Here is a 14049-nt window from a genome sequence, read left to right on the forward strand (position 1 = left end):
GACACTCCATGTCGGATATCGATTTTACTATTCAAGCAGAACTGCGTACTGATACAGGGAAAGGTGCGAGCCGCCGCCTGCGTCGCGCAGACAAAGTGCCTGCAATCTTGTACGGTGCGAACAAAGAAGCTGTGTCATTGACCCTTGATCACAACAAAGTGAACAACATGGCCGATTACGAAGCTTTCTACTCGCACATTTTGACCTTGGTCATCGACGGCAAGAAGCATCAGGCTATCTTGAAGGACATTCAACGTCACCCATACAAGCCTAAGTTGACTCACCTTGACTTCCAACGCGTAGAAAAAGGTCAGAAGTTACACACCCACGTACCACTGCACTTCTTGAACGAGAAGACTGCGAAAGGCGTGAAAGACGAAGGCGGTGTTGTTGTTCACCACGTGAATGACGTTGAAATCACTTGTTTGCCGAAAGACTTACCTGAGTACTTGGAAGTTGACGTAGCAAACATGGCGATTGGTGACACCTTGCACTTAACTGACCTTGCATTGCCAAACGGCGTTGAATTGGTCGAGTTAACCAAAGGTGAAGACCATGACCAAGCGGTCGTTTCTATCACTGCACCACGTGTAGAGAAAGAAGAAACTGAAGAGACTGAAGAAGTTTCTCCAGAAGTACCAACCGCTAAAGAAAGTGAAGAAGAAGACAAAAAAGACGAAGAATAAGGCATTATGTCGACAATTCGTCTACTCGTGGGCCTGGGAAATCCAGGCCCCGAATATTCCCAAACCCGCCACAATGCAGGCTTCTGGTTGGTCGAAGAATTCGCCCGCCGCTATAGCTTGAGCTTGCAACCCGAAACAAAATTCTTTGGTCATACCGCGCGCTTACAAAAAGGTGCATGGGACTTACGTCTGCTCGAGCCGATGACGTTTATGAACAAAAGCGGAAAGTCGGTAGGCGCTTTGGCGAACTTCTTCAAAATCAAGCCAGAAGAAATTCTGGTTGCTTATGACGAATTAGATCTGCCTCCAGGCGTTGCCAAGTTCAAAACTGGCGGCGGCAGTGGTGGCCACAATGGCATCAAAGACATGATTGCTGCCCTTGGTAGCCCTGATTTTCATCGCTTACGTATTGGTATCGGTCATCCGGGGCACAAAAGCAAAGTGACCGGCTATGTGTTGGGTAAAGCGCCTGCACAAGACCAACAGTTGATGGACGATACCATTGCGCAAGCATGCAACAGTATAGAATTGTTGCTCGATCAAGACATGCGCGCTGCACAGCAGCAGCTGCATAGTTTCAAAGCACAGCTTTAACGTACAGAGAGAGAATAAGTATGGGATTCAAATGCGGTATTGTTGGTTTGCCGAACGTTGGTAAATCTACTTTGTTTAACGCCTTAACCAAAGCGGGTATTGAAGCTGCCAACTTCCCTTTCTGTACCATTGAGCCAAATACGGGCGTGGTTGCCGTACCTGATCCACGTTTAGATCAGCTTGCAGCCATCGTGAACCCGCAACGCGTGCTCCCGACTACCATGGAATTTGTGGATATCGCGGGCCTCGTTAAAGGCGCATCGAAAGGTGAAGGCTTGGGCAACCAATTCCTCGCCAATATCCGTGAAACTGACGCCATTGGTCACGTGGTACGTTGTTTTGAGAACGACAACATTGTGCACGTTGCTGGTCAGGTGAACCCGCAAGAAGATATTGAAGTCATCAACACCGAACTGGCTTTGGCAGACCTCGACAGCGTCGAAAAAGCAATTCACCGTTTAGGCAAAAAGGCTAAAGGCGGCGACAAGCAAGCCGTGGCTGAAATCGCTGTACTTGAGAAATTACTGCCAGCGCTTGAAAACGGTGACATGGCCCGCTCGGTGGAACTCAGTAAAGACGAACGTGCAACCATTCGTTCGTACAATCTGTTGACCTTAAAGCCAACCATGTACATTGCTAACGTCAACGATGACGGCTTCGAAAACAACCCGTATCTGGACAAAGTGCGCGAAATCGCTTCGAAAGAAGACGCTATCGTGGTTCCTGTTTGCGCGGAAATTGAAAGCGAAATCGCCGAGCTTGATGACGACGAGAAAGCTGAATTCATGGCTGATTTAGGCATCGAAGAACCGGGTTTGAACCGTGTTATCCGCGGTGGTTATGAGCTTCTGAACCTGCAAACCTACTTCACCGCAGGTCCGAAAGAAGTACGCGCTTGGACGATTCCTGTCGGCGCTACTGCCCCGCAGGCCGCAGGTAAAATCCACACTGACTTTGAGAAAGGCTTTATCCGTGCCGTCGTGGTCGCTTTCGATGATTACATTACTTACAAAGGTGAGCAAGGCGCGAAAGAAGCAGGTAAACGTCGTGAAGAAGGTAAAGATTACATCGTAAAAGACGGTGATGTGATTTTGTTCCGCTTTAACGTTTAAGCGCCAAACGCAAAGAGTCCTCAGAAAAGCCCACTTCGGTGGGCTTTTTAGTGCTCGCCTGTCTCGATAGGGAGATCGTCTCGACTCCCCCACTCCGACCATGACCCGTCATAGAGCTTCACCTGCTGATAGCCAGCAAGTCGTGCCGCCACCAGCAAAATGCAGGCGGTGATACCGGAGCCACAGGTGGTAATAAGAGGCTGCTGCTCGCTAAGCTCGGCGAAGGTCCGCTGAAGTTGTTGAACATCGGCATACCCGTCTCCCTGCAGAACCATAGCAAAAGGCAAATTTTTCGCATTAGGCATGTGCCCCGCACGTATCCCCGCTCGCGGCTCTTCTTTCTTGCCCGCAAACCGCTCCGCTGAACGCGCATCCACAATAACAGCCTCACCGCTTGTCGAAGCGTGCAGCACCTCATCGCAGGCGGCAAGCCACTCGCGCTGCAATTGCGCAGTGACCGTTCCGGTGCCCTTTGCGGCTTGGTATTCATTGGCAACTGGACGCTGCTCCGCCAACCACTTTGGCAAACCACCATCCAAAATGACAGCGTTCGACAGGCCCATGGCCTGCAATACCACCCATGCTCGAGGCGCGGAGTAAATGCCTTGATTATCATACAAAACCAGAGTGTCGTCAGGATCGACGTCATTATGCCGCAACCATTGTGTGACTTGCTCAGCCGAAGGAAACGCGTTGGGCAGCGACGCGTTTGTCTCAGTCAACTCCTGCTCCAGCACAAGGTTGCGCGCGCCAGGAATCACCTGTAAATGATCGTATTCAAGCGGAGTACGACCGATAACCTTTTGCATGCTGGCGTCAAATACTTTGACCTGTGGATCATCTAGGCGTGCCGCGAGCCATTCGGTTGAGACAAGCGTCATAATTAACGACCTACGATTTCGCCATGGAAATCAGCAAGAATATCAAGCAATTGGTTTTGCGCAGAAACAGGAATCTCATGTTGTTCCATGGCATTAATTAAATTTTCCACAATCGCATTAAATTCAGTACGGGTAATACCCATGCCGGTGTGAACTTCAATCATATTGGCGCCGTCATACGTGCAGGGCCCGCCCACTAACTCGCAAACATGCAGACTGATCATGCGATGAAAACGATCAATGTCGGCATTTTCAAAGTGCTCGATCACCCGCTCGTCTTCCGCAATCTCCAGCACAAAGGTCGCCATGAGGTCATCAATGCCCTGTTTTTCACCAAGTTCCTGGTAGAGGGAACTCGCATGAGCGCCCGCACTGGCAAGCAGGAGAACGAAACTCATCAAGGTCATTTGCAAAAATTTCATCGCCGCTACTCCTTAGAAGCTCACCTGTAATGACGCATAGGCACCTGTTTGATCAGGCAAACCTGCGATCGATTTGAGATCAACATACGCGACCACCAAAGCGACCGATTTAGTTGGGAACCAGCCGACAAACACGTCACGCCAGTCATACTCTTTGGCAAAGCTCAAATTATCGGGCTTCTGGCGGTACTCCACACCAACCAGCCAATGGCGATTAACGAACATGCCAAGGCTGGCTTCGCTCACGTAGTCATAACTGTCATTTTTGTCGCCGCCAAACCCAAGCAAACCTAATTGGTTCGCTTTCGTTGCCCGCAGTGTGTAGTTGGCCACCCAAGTTCGCTCCAACGGACCTGCAAGCCAAGCTTTCGCGGCACTAAAGTAAAAGTCCGTGCCGCTGTCGTCTTGCGCGCCAACCGCAGCGGGCAAGCCGTAAGTTTGGTTGCGCTTGTGTTGTAATCCAACGCTTAACTGCGGCATATCGCCATAAACTAAATCGCCCGCGAGTCGCACCTTAACGCCGAAGATATCTTGTTTTAGGTCTCCGCCAATAGTGTTCAGCCCTAGGCGTTGCTGAGCGAAACTTACTTCAACACGATTATCGTAGGTGAAGTTAAGGCTCTGCACGCCCAACTGAAAGTCTTCGACATCCGCAAAGTTGGCATTCACGGTTACGCCCCACTCGCCTTCCTCAGCGTAACTCGCGGTGGTTGCCCACGGCACGATACCACCACCACCAGAGCCCTCGATAGAGGTCACGGCGCCGGTCGCAAGCAATTTCCCATCATCAGCGTAAACTGTTTGGCAAGCCAAGCTGATGCCTACAATAAGGCCAATCCCAACCTGCTTAGCAAATGCATTAATCATCATTGAATGCCTTTTTCTCTTTCACATTAAACTTTGGAGCTTCGTTTATAAGCCACTGCTCAAATTCCACTGCCGCCAAGGGGCGACTAAAATAATAGCCCTGCAAGGTATCGCACCCCATCTTTTGCAATAGCAGCCAAGCGGCTTCTTCTTCGACGCCCTCAGCGACGGTGTGCAAGTGCAGCTGATGGGCTAAAGTTAATGTTGACTGCACAATAATACGGTCACTTTCATTGCTATTGAGACCGCGGATAAAGCTTTGATCCAGCTTCAATTTGTCGAGCGGAAGATGCTTTAACTGGGCTAAAGAGGCGTAACCGGTGCCATAGTCGTCGAGCGCTATCTTACAGCCTAGTTCACGCAGCTCGCGCAAGCGCTGTTGCGCCTTTTCGAGGTCAGCCATCACCGCACTTTCAGTGACTTCCAGCGTTAATTTAAAAGCATCAAGATGACGTTTATCGAGTTCCGTAGCGATGAACTGAACAAAGTCATCAGACTGCAAATCTAAAGCGGATAGGTTCACCGACATTTGCACATCGACGCCCTGCTCCAACCAATACTGTTGCTGATTCAAAGCCGCCTCGCATACCCATCGCGTCACCCGAAGAATATCGCCGGACTGCTCGGCGAGCGGAATAAATTCATCAGGTCGAATCACGCCCAACTGTTCGTGTTGCCAGCGAATCAAAGCTTCTGCACCAACCACGCGACCCGTTGTACAATCGATTTTAGGTTGATAATGCAACTGCAACTTGCGGCTTGCGATGGCATCGGGCAATGCCTGAAGAATTTGCAAGCGACGCAAATAACTCTCGTCACTCCCCTGCTGATACGATGCCAAGAGTTGCTTCTCTGCACGCGCCAACTGTGCGGCTAATTGCGCACGCCGCAACAACACATCGACTTCAGCCCCGTATTCCGGAAAGCGCACTGTGCCAGCTCGAAACTCCAAGCGATAGCTCGCCTCACCTACATGCCAACGTGTGCGCTGCAAGGTTTTGAGACTTGCGCCAAGTTGCTCTTCTGCGGCGGTATCACAGAGCACCACAAACTCATCACTCGCCAAGCGCGCAACAAAACAATCTGCAGCAAACACTTCACGCAAACGCTTAGCAACGTGTTGTAAAACTTGGTCTCCGAAACTTTGTCCTAACCTATCGTTGAGGGCACGAAAGCGCATGATGTTGAGTACTAGCATGACCCCACTCTGTCGCGCAGTCAGGCGTTGTTGAAGGTTTTTATAAAATGATTCGCGATTCGGTAAACTCGTTAGCAAATCATGCTCGAGTTGATACACAATGCGTTGCTCACGATCGGCAATGGCCTCACGCATAGTGTCAAAAGTTGCCCCTAACTGGCCAAACTCGTCTTGGCGTTTAAGGTTCAAGGGCGCGTCATAGCGACCTCGGCGCAAGGCTTCGGCTGCTTGGGTTAAACGCGCGAGCGGCTGGTTAAAATACCTTGCAGTCGCAATTGCTAAGACCAATGCAACCAACAACGTTGCAAAACCGAAACCTAAATATTGCGTGCGCAAGTTCTGAAAAGCTTGCGTCGCATCGAGCCGCGAGGTACTTACCAACAATTCAATGGCATTAAATGTCGACAAATGTCCAGCGAGTTCCTGTTCTTCCAGCCAAGCGGGAAGCTGATCTTGGCCCGCGGCGGTCAGCAACTCTTGTTGCAATGGTTGCTTTAAACTCGAGGCGAGCACCCGTTGTCCCTGGCTATCAAAGAATGTCAGATCAGTATTGGTCAGTTGCTTAAGCGCATCGGCAAGTTGGTCATCGATAATAAAGCCCAAGGTTGCGTAGGCGATAACATCTGGCGCGCGCACAGGCACGGTTATCAGTTGAAAGAGTTCACCGTCAATCAAGCGCACGCCACGTAACGCACTAAAATCGGTTCCTGTTGGCAGTGCATGTGTACTTGCTAATTCTTCACCGTCGACGCTATACAGCGCCATCAACTGCGTACCAATGCGATCACCATGGTTCACCATGGCGGAAACGAGGGTTGCTTGATCACCACTAGCGACGGCCTCACGAAAGCCAAAATCATCAGCCAATACCTGTGCCGCTTGTTCTAATTGCTCGCCCCGACGTTTAAGTAGCTCACCTAATACCCGCTCACTCACGGCGAGTTCACGCTCCACCGTCAGTTCAGCCTGCTTTTCAGTAGCAAACGTCACCGCGATCAGCGTGGCCAGTAGCACGCCGCCAGCCAAACTGATAAAGAGCAGCAGTAGCCGAGAGCGAAAACTAATGCGCATGGTCTTTTAACTTATTAAAGCGCTGCTGCAGCGGTGATGGCGGTGGTGGGTTTTGCTGTTGCGGCGCGACTTGGAGTTGCACACGCAACTGCGCTTGATCGCTCGCTACGTCAAAGTGGCGCTCGGCGGTAGTTTCATCACCAAGCCCGGGATACCACACATGCACCTGCGTAGCATCGCTAGGTGCTTCAAGAATCACGAGGCCATTGCCATCCGTCAAACGTGATTGCGCATGCGGACTCACATACAAATAAGCCCGCATGTGGTCATGTATATTACAACCTAACACCACAATGCCTGGCTCTGGAAAAGTGATCGCCGGAGCCTCGCGGTTACTATACAGAGGTAACTCAAAGGTTTTCGCTGGCGAAAACGAATACACTTGATGGCGGATATTATCGCTGTTCGGGAAGTTCACCGTTGAGCCCGGCTGGATCGTTGAAATAAATGGGGTGAACAAGCGATCGACCTGGTCAATGATGGCTGCTGTGGGTGCTTTTGCTGCGGGCGCAAAGTCGATAGAAACGACCGCTTGCGGGAGCACTTGCCCGTTAGCGTCAGTAACCACGATTTCAAGTTCACGCGCCTGACTTTGAACCATCGTCAATCCGCCAACAAACAAGAGCGTCGGCAGTAAAAGTCGCAGTGAGATTTGAAAGTTCAGCATTTGCACCCCATGCTTAATAATAATTAAGTGAATCCTTAGAAGAGGAACTAAGTATGTCGAAACAAGCTCGTATCGAAAAAGATAGCATGGGAGAAATTGAGGTACCAGCAGAAGCGCTCTGGCGCGCGCAAACCGAACGTGCTCGACAGAACTTTCACCTCAGCAGCCTCCGTTTTCCCGCTCGCACCATCAGTGCCCTAGCCCATATTAAAGCCGCTGCCGCCCAAGCCAACGCTGATCTCGACTTACTCACCGAAGCTCAAGCTGCAGCTATTGTAAAGGCAGCCGACGCAATTAGCGCAGCGCCGGATATGAGCCAGTTCCCCCTCGACATTTTTCAAACCGGCTCTGGCACCAGTACCAACATGAATATGAACGAAGTTTTGGCAGAAACGGTTCACCGTGCTAACGGTCCCAAGGTGCACCCGAACGACCACGTCAATTGCAGCCAGAGCAGTAATGACGTTATTCCAACCAGCATTCAGGTCAGTTGCGTATTGGCTTTGCACGACGAATGGCTGCCCGCTATTGTACATTTGCAGCGCACCATTGAAGAGAAAGCGCAAAGCCTAGAAGAAGTGGTGAAAACCGGTCGCACCCATTTAATGGACGCCATGCCGATCACTATGGCGCAAGAGCTACGTGCTTGGAGCACGCAACTGCATCACTGCCAGCTCAACATTAACGAAGTTTGCGAGCGCTTACGTGCCCTGCCCCAAGGCGGCACCGCTGTCGGCAGCGGCATTAATGCCCCACAAGCCTTTCGCCAGCAGTTTTGCCAGCATTTAAGTGAACGTACCGAACAGTATTTTCACCCAGCGACCAATGCCTTTGCCGGTATTTCGGGGCAAGAACTCAGTCTACAACTGGCCGGCGCTTTAAATGCCTGTGGCGCAGTGTTACTGAAAGTCAGCAATGACTTACGCTGGATGAACAGCGGGCCATTGGCAGGGCTGGGCGAAATTGAACTCAAAGCCTTGCAGCCCGGCAGCAGCATTATGCCCGGCAAGGTGAACCCCGTCATTCCTGAGGCCGTGGCTATGGTCGCAGCGCACCTTGCAGGCAGTTACCAAACCATTGCCACAGCGGCACAACAAGGTAACTTCCAACTCAACGTGATGTTACCGCTAATTGCGTATCACCTGATTGAAAGCATTGAGATCAGCGCCAAAGCCATGCGCAGCCTCGCCGATGACGCCATTGCTGATTTCAATGTTAAACATGATCGCCTCGAGGAAGCACTCGCACGCAATCCAATTTTGGTCACGGCATTGAACTCGGTGATTGGTTACAACGAAGCGGCGAAAATCGCCAAGCGAGCTTATCAGGAGCAACGCCCTGTCATCGACGTCGCCGAAGAAATGACCGACCTTTCACGGGACGAACTTGAAGCCTTACTCGATCCGAAAAAACTGACCCACGGGGGCATTCCCGGGGGCGACTAATTTAAACGTATCCAAGGAGTAACTATGAGCGAACATGTTGTCATTACAGGCGCTAACCGCGGTATTGGTTTAGCCCTTGCCACGCAATTCAAACAACGGGGCGCAAACGTGACCGCCGTTTGTCGCAAGCCCTCAGCCGAACTGGAACAACTCGGCGTTGCTATCATTGATGGCATTGACGTCACCGACGCAAAAGCACGCGAGCTGCTCGCCGAGCGCCTCGCTGACGAGCCGATTGATATTCTTATCAACAACGCCGGGATTCTCGAAGGCGACAACTTCGACAGCTTTACCACCGACAGCATGCAACGCCAGTTCAACGTGAATGCAGTGGCACCACTCGAGCTGAGCCGCACGCTGCGGCCACTATTGAAGAAAGAGAGCAAGTTGATTTTGATCACCTCGCGCATGGGCTCCATGGCCGACAATGGCTCTGGCGGACAATACGGCTACCGTATGAGCAAGGCCGCACTCAACGCCGCCGGCGTCTCACTGGCCAATGACCTCAAAGATGCCGGAATCACGGTCGCTATGCTACACCCAGGCTACGTACAAACCGACATGGTCAACAACCGCGGCGACATCAGCGCCGAAGAAGCCGCCTCGCGTTTGGTTAAACGCATCGACGAGCTCACGCTCGCCACCACTGGCTGCTTCCGCCACAGTAATGGCGAAGAATTGCCGTGGTAAAGATACTGGCGTTGATTAAATAACCAAACGAACGTTTTTTTGAGCAATCGCGCCAGCAAACGCGTTTTTTTGCGAAAAAGAGGTTGACGCTTGAGTCCCTGATTTGCATAATACGCGCCGCACTCACCGAGCGCAGTTTGAAAAATTTTGGTATGGCTACGTAGCTCAGCTGGTTAGAGCACAGCACTCATAATGCTGGGGTCGCAAGTTCGAATCTCGCCGTAGCCACCAACCAAATTGCAATGGGCGGACGTGGTGGAATTGGTAGACACGCTGGATTTAGGTTCCAGTGCCTCACGGCGTGAGAGTTCAAGTCTCTCCGTCCGCACCAACCTTTCACGGTGAGCGCAAGTTTTTAAGCCTAAGTTGGGGTATAGCCAAGCGGTAAGGCAGCGGGTTTTGATCCCGCCATTCCCAGGTTCAAATCCTGGTACCCCAGCCACTTAAAAGCTGTTTTCCGAGAGTTGGGGTATAGCCAAGCGGTAAGGCAGCGGGTTTTGATCCCGCCATTCCCAGGTTCAAATCCTGGTACCCCAGCCATCTCACTGCTTGTTGCGGTGGTGGCGGAATTGGTAGACGCGCTAGCTTCAGGTGCTAGTGTCCGAAAGGACGTGAGGGTTCAAGTCCCTCCCTCCGCACCATCTTATACATGGTGGCCGCAACGATGCAAAGAAACCGCCCTTCGGCGGTTTTTTTATGCTTGCTTTTCAACGACTACCATCCCAAAGCTGTTTTAATAATCTGTCGTTTTAATGGCTTGATCTGCGCTACGGCACCTAAACCAACTGCTATGGCAGCGCGCGGTAATAAGTGTTCGCTACGGAAACCAAAGTGAATGGCATCCATGGCACGCATCATTTGTTGGTTCACGTGCACTTGCTGTCGCTCGTAACTTGTCAGCGCTGACGTCAGTGGTTCTGCAGCCAGGCGCTCAAAAAGAACCTGCACATCCGCAAAGCCTAAGTTCACGCCCTGCCCAGCCAGCGGATGAATACTGTGCGCGGCATCACCGATCAGAGCCACACCTCGAGCATCAAAATAACGCAGCGCACGCTGGCGGCGTAATGGAAAGCTTGCCTGTTTTTGTAACTTGTAAGGACCAATCACATCAGCGAAAGTAGCCTGAAGTTTTTGCTCAACTTCGGCCTTTGTCGCATTGTGCCACTCTTCTTCTGCACGGTAGTCGATGAGACATGCTAAATGTCTACCCAGCGGCAATAGTGCATAAGGACCGTCGGCGCGGAAAACTTCCCATGTTTCGGTCGGCAACGGTTGTTCAACTTCAGCAATCGCCAATAAGCAACGCATGCCGTAATCCCAGCCGCGCGTGCCTATGCCAGCAGCTTTGGCAACGGCAGAATTGGCGCCATCGGCACCCAGCAATAGATCGTAGCTCAGCGTCTTACCATCGCTAAGTGTTATCACACGTTGCTCAAGGTCGTAGTTCTTTACTTCTGTTTCAGCTAGCAACTTAGCGGCCTCATGCGTGCGCAGCAATTGCCAACAGGCACGCACTAAGGCTTCATTTTCGACCATCACGCCTAACCGTTCAGCATTGACCTCGTCAGCAGCAAAATGAAGTCTTTGTCGATCGCGGGTGGTGACGCTTAAACCGTCATAGCTGAAGAACTTTTGCGCATCGACATGAGTCCAAACGCCGAGCTGTTCCAACCATTCCACATTTTTTTGGTGAACTGATGAAATGCGTAAATCCCAATCGCCGTTCGCTGCGGCAGCATCAGGTGCCGCACCGCGTTCAAGCAACGTTACTTGGTGTCCGTCACGCAGCGCAGCAACTGCCGCACTCGCTCCCACCAAACCACCGCCTACAATCACAATCTGCATCGTTAGCTCTTACCCAGTTAACTTAGCTCGCATAATAGAAAACACAGCTCCAAGTATACACAGCCCCGCCACTGAAATAACTGTTCGTGATAAGATATCGGTTCATTTTATCTTTCCTTACTGAAACTAAGGCTTGCATCTAAGGCGTGAATCTATGGCAGTTATGGAAACTCCTCAACGCACGGTCGTCATTGCGTCTTTGCTTGTATTAGCTGCAGAACTTTGCTTTGCCGGAGTAAGTGCTATGGTCAAGTATTTGAGCACTGACGTGCCGTCTGAGCAACTGGTGTTTTTCCGCAGTCTCATGACCTTTGTCGTACTCTTGCCATGGCTATGGCGCAAAGGCCCTGGTGCATTTAAAACGAAAGCTTGGCGTTTCCACTTAACCCGCGGTATTGCTGGCCTAACAGCCATGTACCTATTTTTTTATGCCATTGCCACCATTCCTCTTGCGCAAGCGACGCTGGTATTACTGTTGTCGCCATTCTTGATCCCAATTATCGGACGACTTTGGCTCAATGAACTTGTTCTTCCGCAAACCTGGATTGCGATTACCATTGGCTTTTTGGGCGCATTCGTGTTTTTAAACCCCGTCAGCGCTGAGTTATCGCCGGTTATTCTCGTTGCCTTTATCGCTGCTTGCTTGGCTGCATTCACCAAAACACTGATTCGACAAATGTCAGCGACGGAGTCATCAAGCAAAATCGTCTTCTACTTCGCTGCCCTTGGCACGCTGCTGTCGGCCATTCCGCTGCTGTGGCTTGGTCAAGCTATCGCCGCAGAACACTGGATAGGCATTGCCGTGATGGGCTTGTTAGCCGTCGGAGGACAGCTTGGCATGACCAAAGCCTTCTCCATCGCCCCCGCCGCAAGAGTCGGTGTGTTCACCTACAGCTCGGTTATTTTTGCAGCGCTGATGGGGTATTGGTTCTGGGACGAAGCCATTACCTGGTACATGCTCGTTGGCGCCGCAATCATCACTGTGGCAGGTTATCTTGCCATTCGTACAAGACGGAAAGCAGAAAGCAGCGGCAAAGTTGGCAGTTGAGGTCAGAACAGGCTAAAATAACGACCCTTTTGACATACACCAACGCAAGTGAGCGCAACAATTTTATGAGCAAGAAGTTATACATCAAAACTTGGGGCTGCCAGATGAACGAGTACGACTCTGCAAAAATGGCAGATCTACTGAAGGCAACCCACGGCTATGAAGTCGCAGCCGAAGCAGAAGATGCTGATTTGATCCTGCTCAACACCTGCTCGATTCGTGAAAAAGCCCAAGAGAAAGTGTTTCATCAGCTCGGTCGCTGGAAAACGCTGAAAGACAGCAAGCCTGACCTCGTGATCGGGGTTGGCGGTTGTGTGGCTTCACAAGAAGGTGAGCACATTCGTAGCCGTGCGCCATTTGTCGATATCGTGTTTGGTCCGCAAACGTTGCACCGCTTACCAGAAATGGTCAAGCAGGTGCAAAGCGACCATACACCAATGGTAGATATCTCATTCCCAGAGATTGAAAAATTCGACCGCTTGCCTGAGCCAACATCAGATGGCCCTTCGGCGTTTGTTTCAATCATGGAAGGTTGCAGCAAGTACTGTACGTTCTGTGTGGTGCCCTATACCCGCGGTGAAGAGGTTAGCCGTCCGGTTGATGACGTGCTCTATGAAATCGCACAATTGGCAGAGCAAGGCGTACGCGAAGTAAACTTGCTTGGGCAAAACGTGAACGCCTACCGCGGCGAACACTTCGATGGCTCGGTCTGCCGCTTCTCAGAATTGTTGCACTTAGTGGCTGCAATTGATGGTATTGACCGTATTCGCTATACCACCTCGCACCCGGTGGAGTTCACCGATGACATTATCGAGGCCTACGCGACCATTCCAGAACTGGTGAATCATTTGCACTTGCCAGTGCAAAGTGGTGCTGATCGCGTGTTGACGCTGATGAAGCGCGGCCACACCGCGCTTGAATACAAAGCACAAATTCGCAAGCTGAAGAAAATCCGCCCAGAGATGGCTATGTCATCTGACTTTATTATCGGCTTTCCAGGCGAAACCGATGCGGATTTCGAAGCGACCATGGACTTGATTCAAGCTATCGACTTCGACTTAAGCTTCAGCTTTATTTACAGTGCGCGCCCTGGAACACCAGCGGCGGACTTGCCTGATGACGTCACTGAAGAAACTAAGAAACAGCGTCTGCAGCTTTTGCAGCAGCGCTTGAACCAACAGGCACACGCCCATGCGCGGCGTATGGTAGGCACTGAACAACGTATTTTGGTGACCGGCCCATCGAAGAAAGATCCGATGGAACTGAGTGGCCGTACCGAAAACAACCGTGTGGTCAACTTCGTAGGTGACCCACGCATGGTCGGTAAATTTGTCGATGTAAAAATCACCGACGTGTTTGCAAACTCACTGCGCGGTGACGTGATTCGGGTTGAAGATGAAATGGGGCTGCGTGTCGATACCGCACCGCAAACCATTCTTGCGCGCCAATCACGCACGCAACCTGATGAGCTTGGTGTGGCTAGCTTTATTCCGCCACAACAGTCGTCGTAAGCAAGCTAAAAG

At 51.3% G+C, this 14049-nt stretch carries 13 protein-coding genes and 5 tRNA genes; 12 read left to right on the forward strand and 6 right to left on the reverse strand.

From position 1 onward, the window contains the following. Positions 1-8 precede the first annotated feature (8 nt). Genes NV375_RS04420 through ychF form a run of 3 tightly spaced genes read left to right on the forward strand, consistent with a single transcriptional unit; the run spans position 9 to position 2392 of the window. Positions 9-686: a 50S ribosomal protein L25/general stress protein Ctc gene (locus NV375_RS04420; RefSeq protein WP_258240148.1), complete on the forward strand. Its 678-nt coding sequence runs from the start codon at positions 9-11 to the stop codon at positions 684-686. A gap of 6 nt (positions 687-692) precedes the next feature. After that, the gene (gene pth, locus NV375_RS04425) at positions 693-1280 is read left to right on the forward strand and encodes an aminoacyl-tRNA hydrolase (RefSeq protein ID WP_126770894.1); all 588 of its coding nucleotides are present in this window, start codon (positions 693-695) and stop codon (positions 1278-1280) included. Positions 1281-1300: 20 nt separating this feature from the next. Further along, positions 1301-2392: a redox-regulated ATPase YchF gene (gene ychF / locus NV375_RS04430; protein WP_258807124.1), complete on the forward strand. Its 1092-nt coding sequence runs from the start codon at positions 1301-1303 to the stop codon at positions 2390-2392. Positions 2393-2439: 47 nt separating this feature from the next. On the opposite strand, the gene NV375_RS04435 is transcribed toward ychF, so the two are convergent. From NV375_RS04435 to NV375_RS04455, 5 genes are read right to left on the reverse strand one after another with little or no spacing between them, the layout of a single operon-like run. Then, positions 2440-3273, reverse strand: a complete 834-nt coding sequence (locus NV375_RS04435; protein ID WP_258807125.1) for a sulfurtransferase — start codon at positions 3271-3273, stop codon at positions 2440-2442. A gap of 2 nt (positions 3274-3275) precedes the next feature. Further along, positions 3276-3695: a group 1 truncated hemoglobin gene (locus tag NV375_RS04440; protein ID WP_258807126.1), complete on the reverse strand. Its 420-nt coding sequence runs from the start codon at positions 3693-3695 to the stop codon at positions 3276-3278. A 12-nt stretch (positions 3696-3707) separates the two neighbouring features. Next, positions 3708-4565, reverse strand: a complete 858-nt coding sequence (locus tag NV375_RS04445; RefSeq protein ID WP_258807127.1) for a DUF3034 family protein — start codon at positions 4563-4565, stop codon at positions 3708-3710. Further along, positions 4555-6831 carry a bifunctional diguanylate cyclase/phosphodiesterase gene (locus NV375_RS04450; protein ID WP_258807128.1) on the reverse strand — a complete coding sequence of 759 codons (2277 nt, stop codon included), beginning with the start codon at positions 6829-6831 and terminating at the stop codon, positions 4555-4557. Before NV375_RS04450 ends, NV375_RS04445 begins: the two co-directional genes overlap by 11 nt. Continuing rightward, positions 6821-7498 (reverse strand): methylamine utilization protein, encoded by a 678-nt coding sequence (locus tag NV375_RS04455; protein ID WP_258807129.1) that lies wholly within the window; start codon positions 7496-7498, stop codon positions 6821-6823. Before NV375_RS04455 ends, NV375_RS04450 begins: the two co-directional genes overlap by 11 nt. 53 nt (positions 7499-7551) lie before the next feature. On the opposite strand from NV375_RS04455, the gene NV375_RS04460 reads away from it, so the two are divergent. The 7 genes from NV375_RS04460 (at position 7552) to NV375_RS04490 (ending at position 10274) form a co-directional block, all read left to right on the forward strand. Continuing rightward, on the forward strand, positions 7552-8943 hold the full coding sequence (locus NV375_RS04460) for a lyase family protein (RefSeq protein ID WP_126770906.1): 1392 nt from the start codon (positions 7552-7554) through the stop codon (positions 8941-8943). 24 nt (positions 8944-8967) lie between these two features. Then, positions 8968-9633, forward strand: coding sequence for an SDR family oxidoreductase (locus NV375_RS04465; RefSeq protein ID WP_258807130.1), 666 nt, complete (start codon positions 8968-8970; stop codon positions 9631-9633). A 154-nt stretch (positions 9634-9787) separates the two neighbouring features. Continuing rightward, positions 9788-9864: transfer RNA gene (locus NV375_RS04470), tRNA-Met, on the forward strand. Between the two features lie 15 nt (positions 9865-9879). Next, a tRNA-Leu gene (locus tag NV375_RS04475) sits at positions 9880-9964 on the forward strand. 36 nt (positions 9965-10000) lie between these two features. After that, positions 10001-10075, forward strand: a tRNA-Gln gene (locus NV375_RS04480). Between the two features lie 23 nt (positions 10076-10098). Next, positions 10099-10173: transfer RNA gene (locus tag NV375_RS04485), tRNA-Gln, on the forward strand. Positions 10174-10187: 14 nt separating this feature from the next. After that, positions 10188-10274 (forward strand) — tRNA-Leu (locus NV375_RS04490). Between the two features lie 73 nt (positions 10275-10347). Here NV375_RS04490 and NV375_RS04495 read toward each other — a convergent pair. Next, positions 10348-11478 (reverse strand): FAD-dependent oxidoreductase, encoded by a 1131-nt coding sequence (locus NV375_RS04495; RefSeq protein ID WP_258807131.1) that lies wholly within the window; start codon positions 11476-11478, stop codon positions 10348-10350. Between the two features lie 154 nt (positions 11479-11632). On the opposite strand from NV375_RS04495, the gene NV375_RS04500 reads away from it, so the two are divergent. Continuing rightward, the gene (locus NV375_RS04500; protein WP_126770911.1) at positions 11633-12526 is read left to right on the forward strand and encodes a DMT family transporter; all 894 of its coding nucleotides are present in this window, start codon (positions 11633-11635) and stop codon (positions 12524-12526) included. Between the two features lie 65 nt (positions 12527-12591). Continuing rightward, the gene (miaB, locus tag NV375_RS04505) at positions 12592-14037 is read left to right on the forward strand and encodes a tRNA (N6-isopentenyl adenosine(37)-C2)-methylthiotransferase MiaB (RefSeq protein WP_258807132.1); all 1446 of its coding nucleotides are present in this window, start codon (positions 12592-12594) and stop codon (positions 14035-14037) included. Positions 14038-14049 lie beyond the last annotated feature (12 nt).

This window comes from Pseudidiomarina sp. CB1 (assembly GCF_024752025.1).
Lineage (GTDB): Bacteria > Pseudomonadota > Gammaproteobacteria > Enterobacterales > Alteromonadaceae > Pseudidiomarina.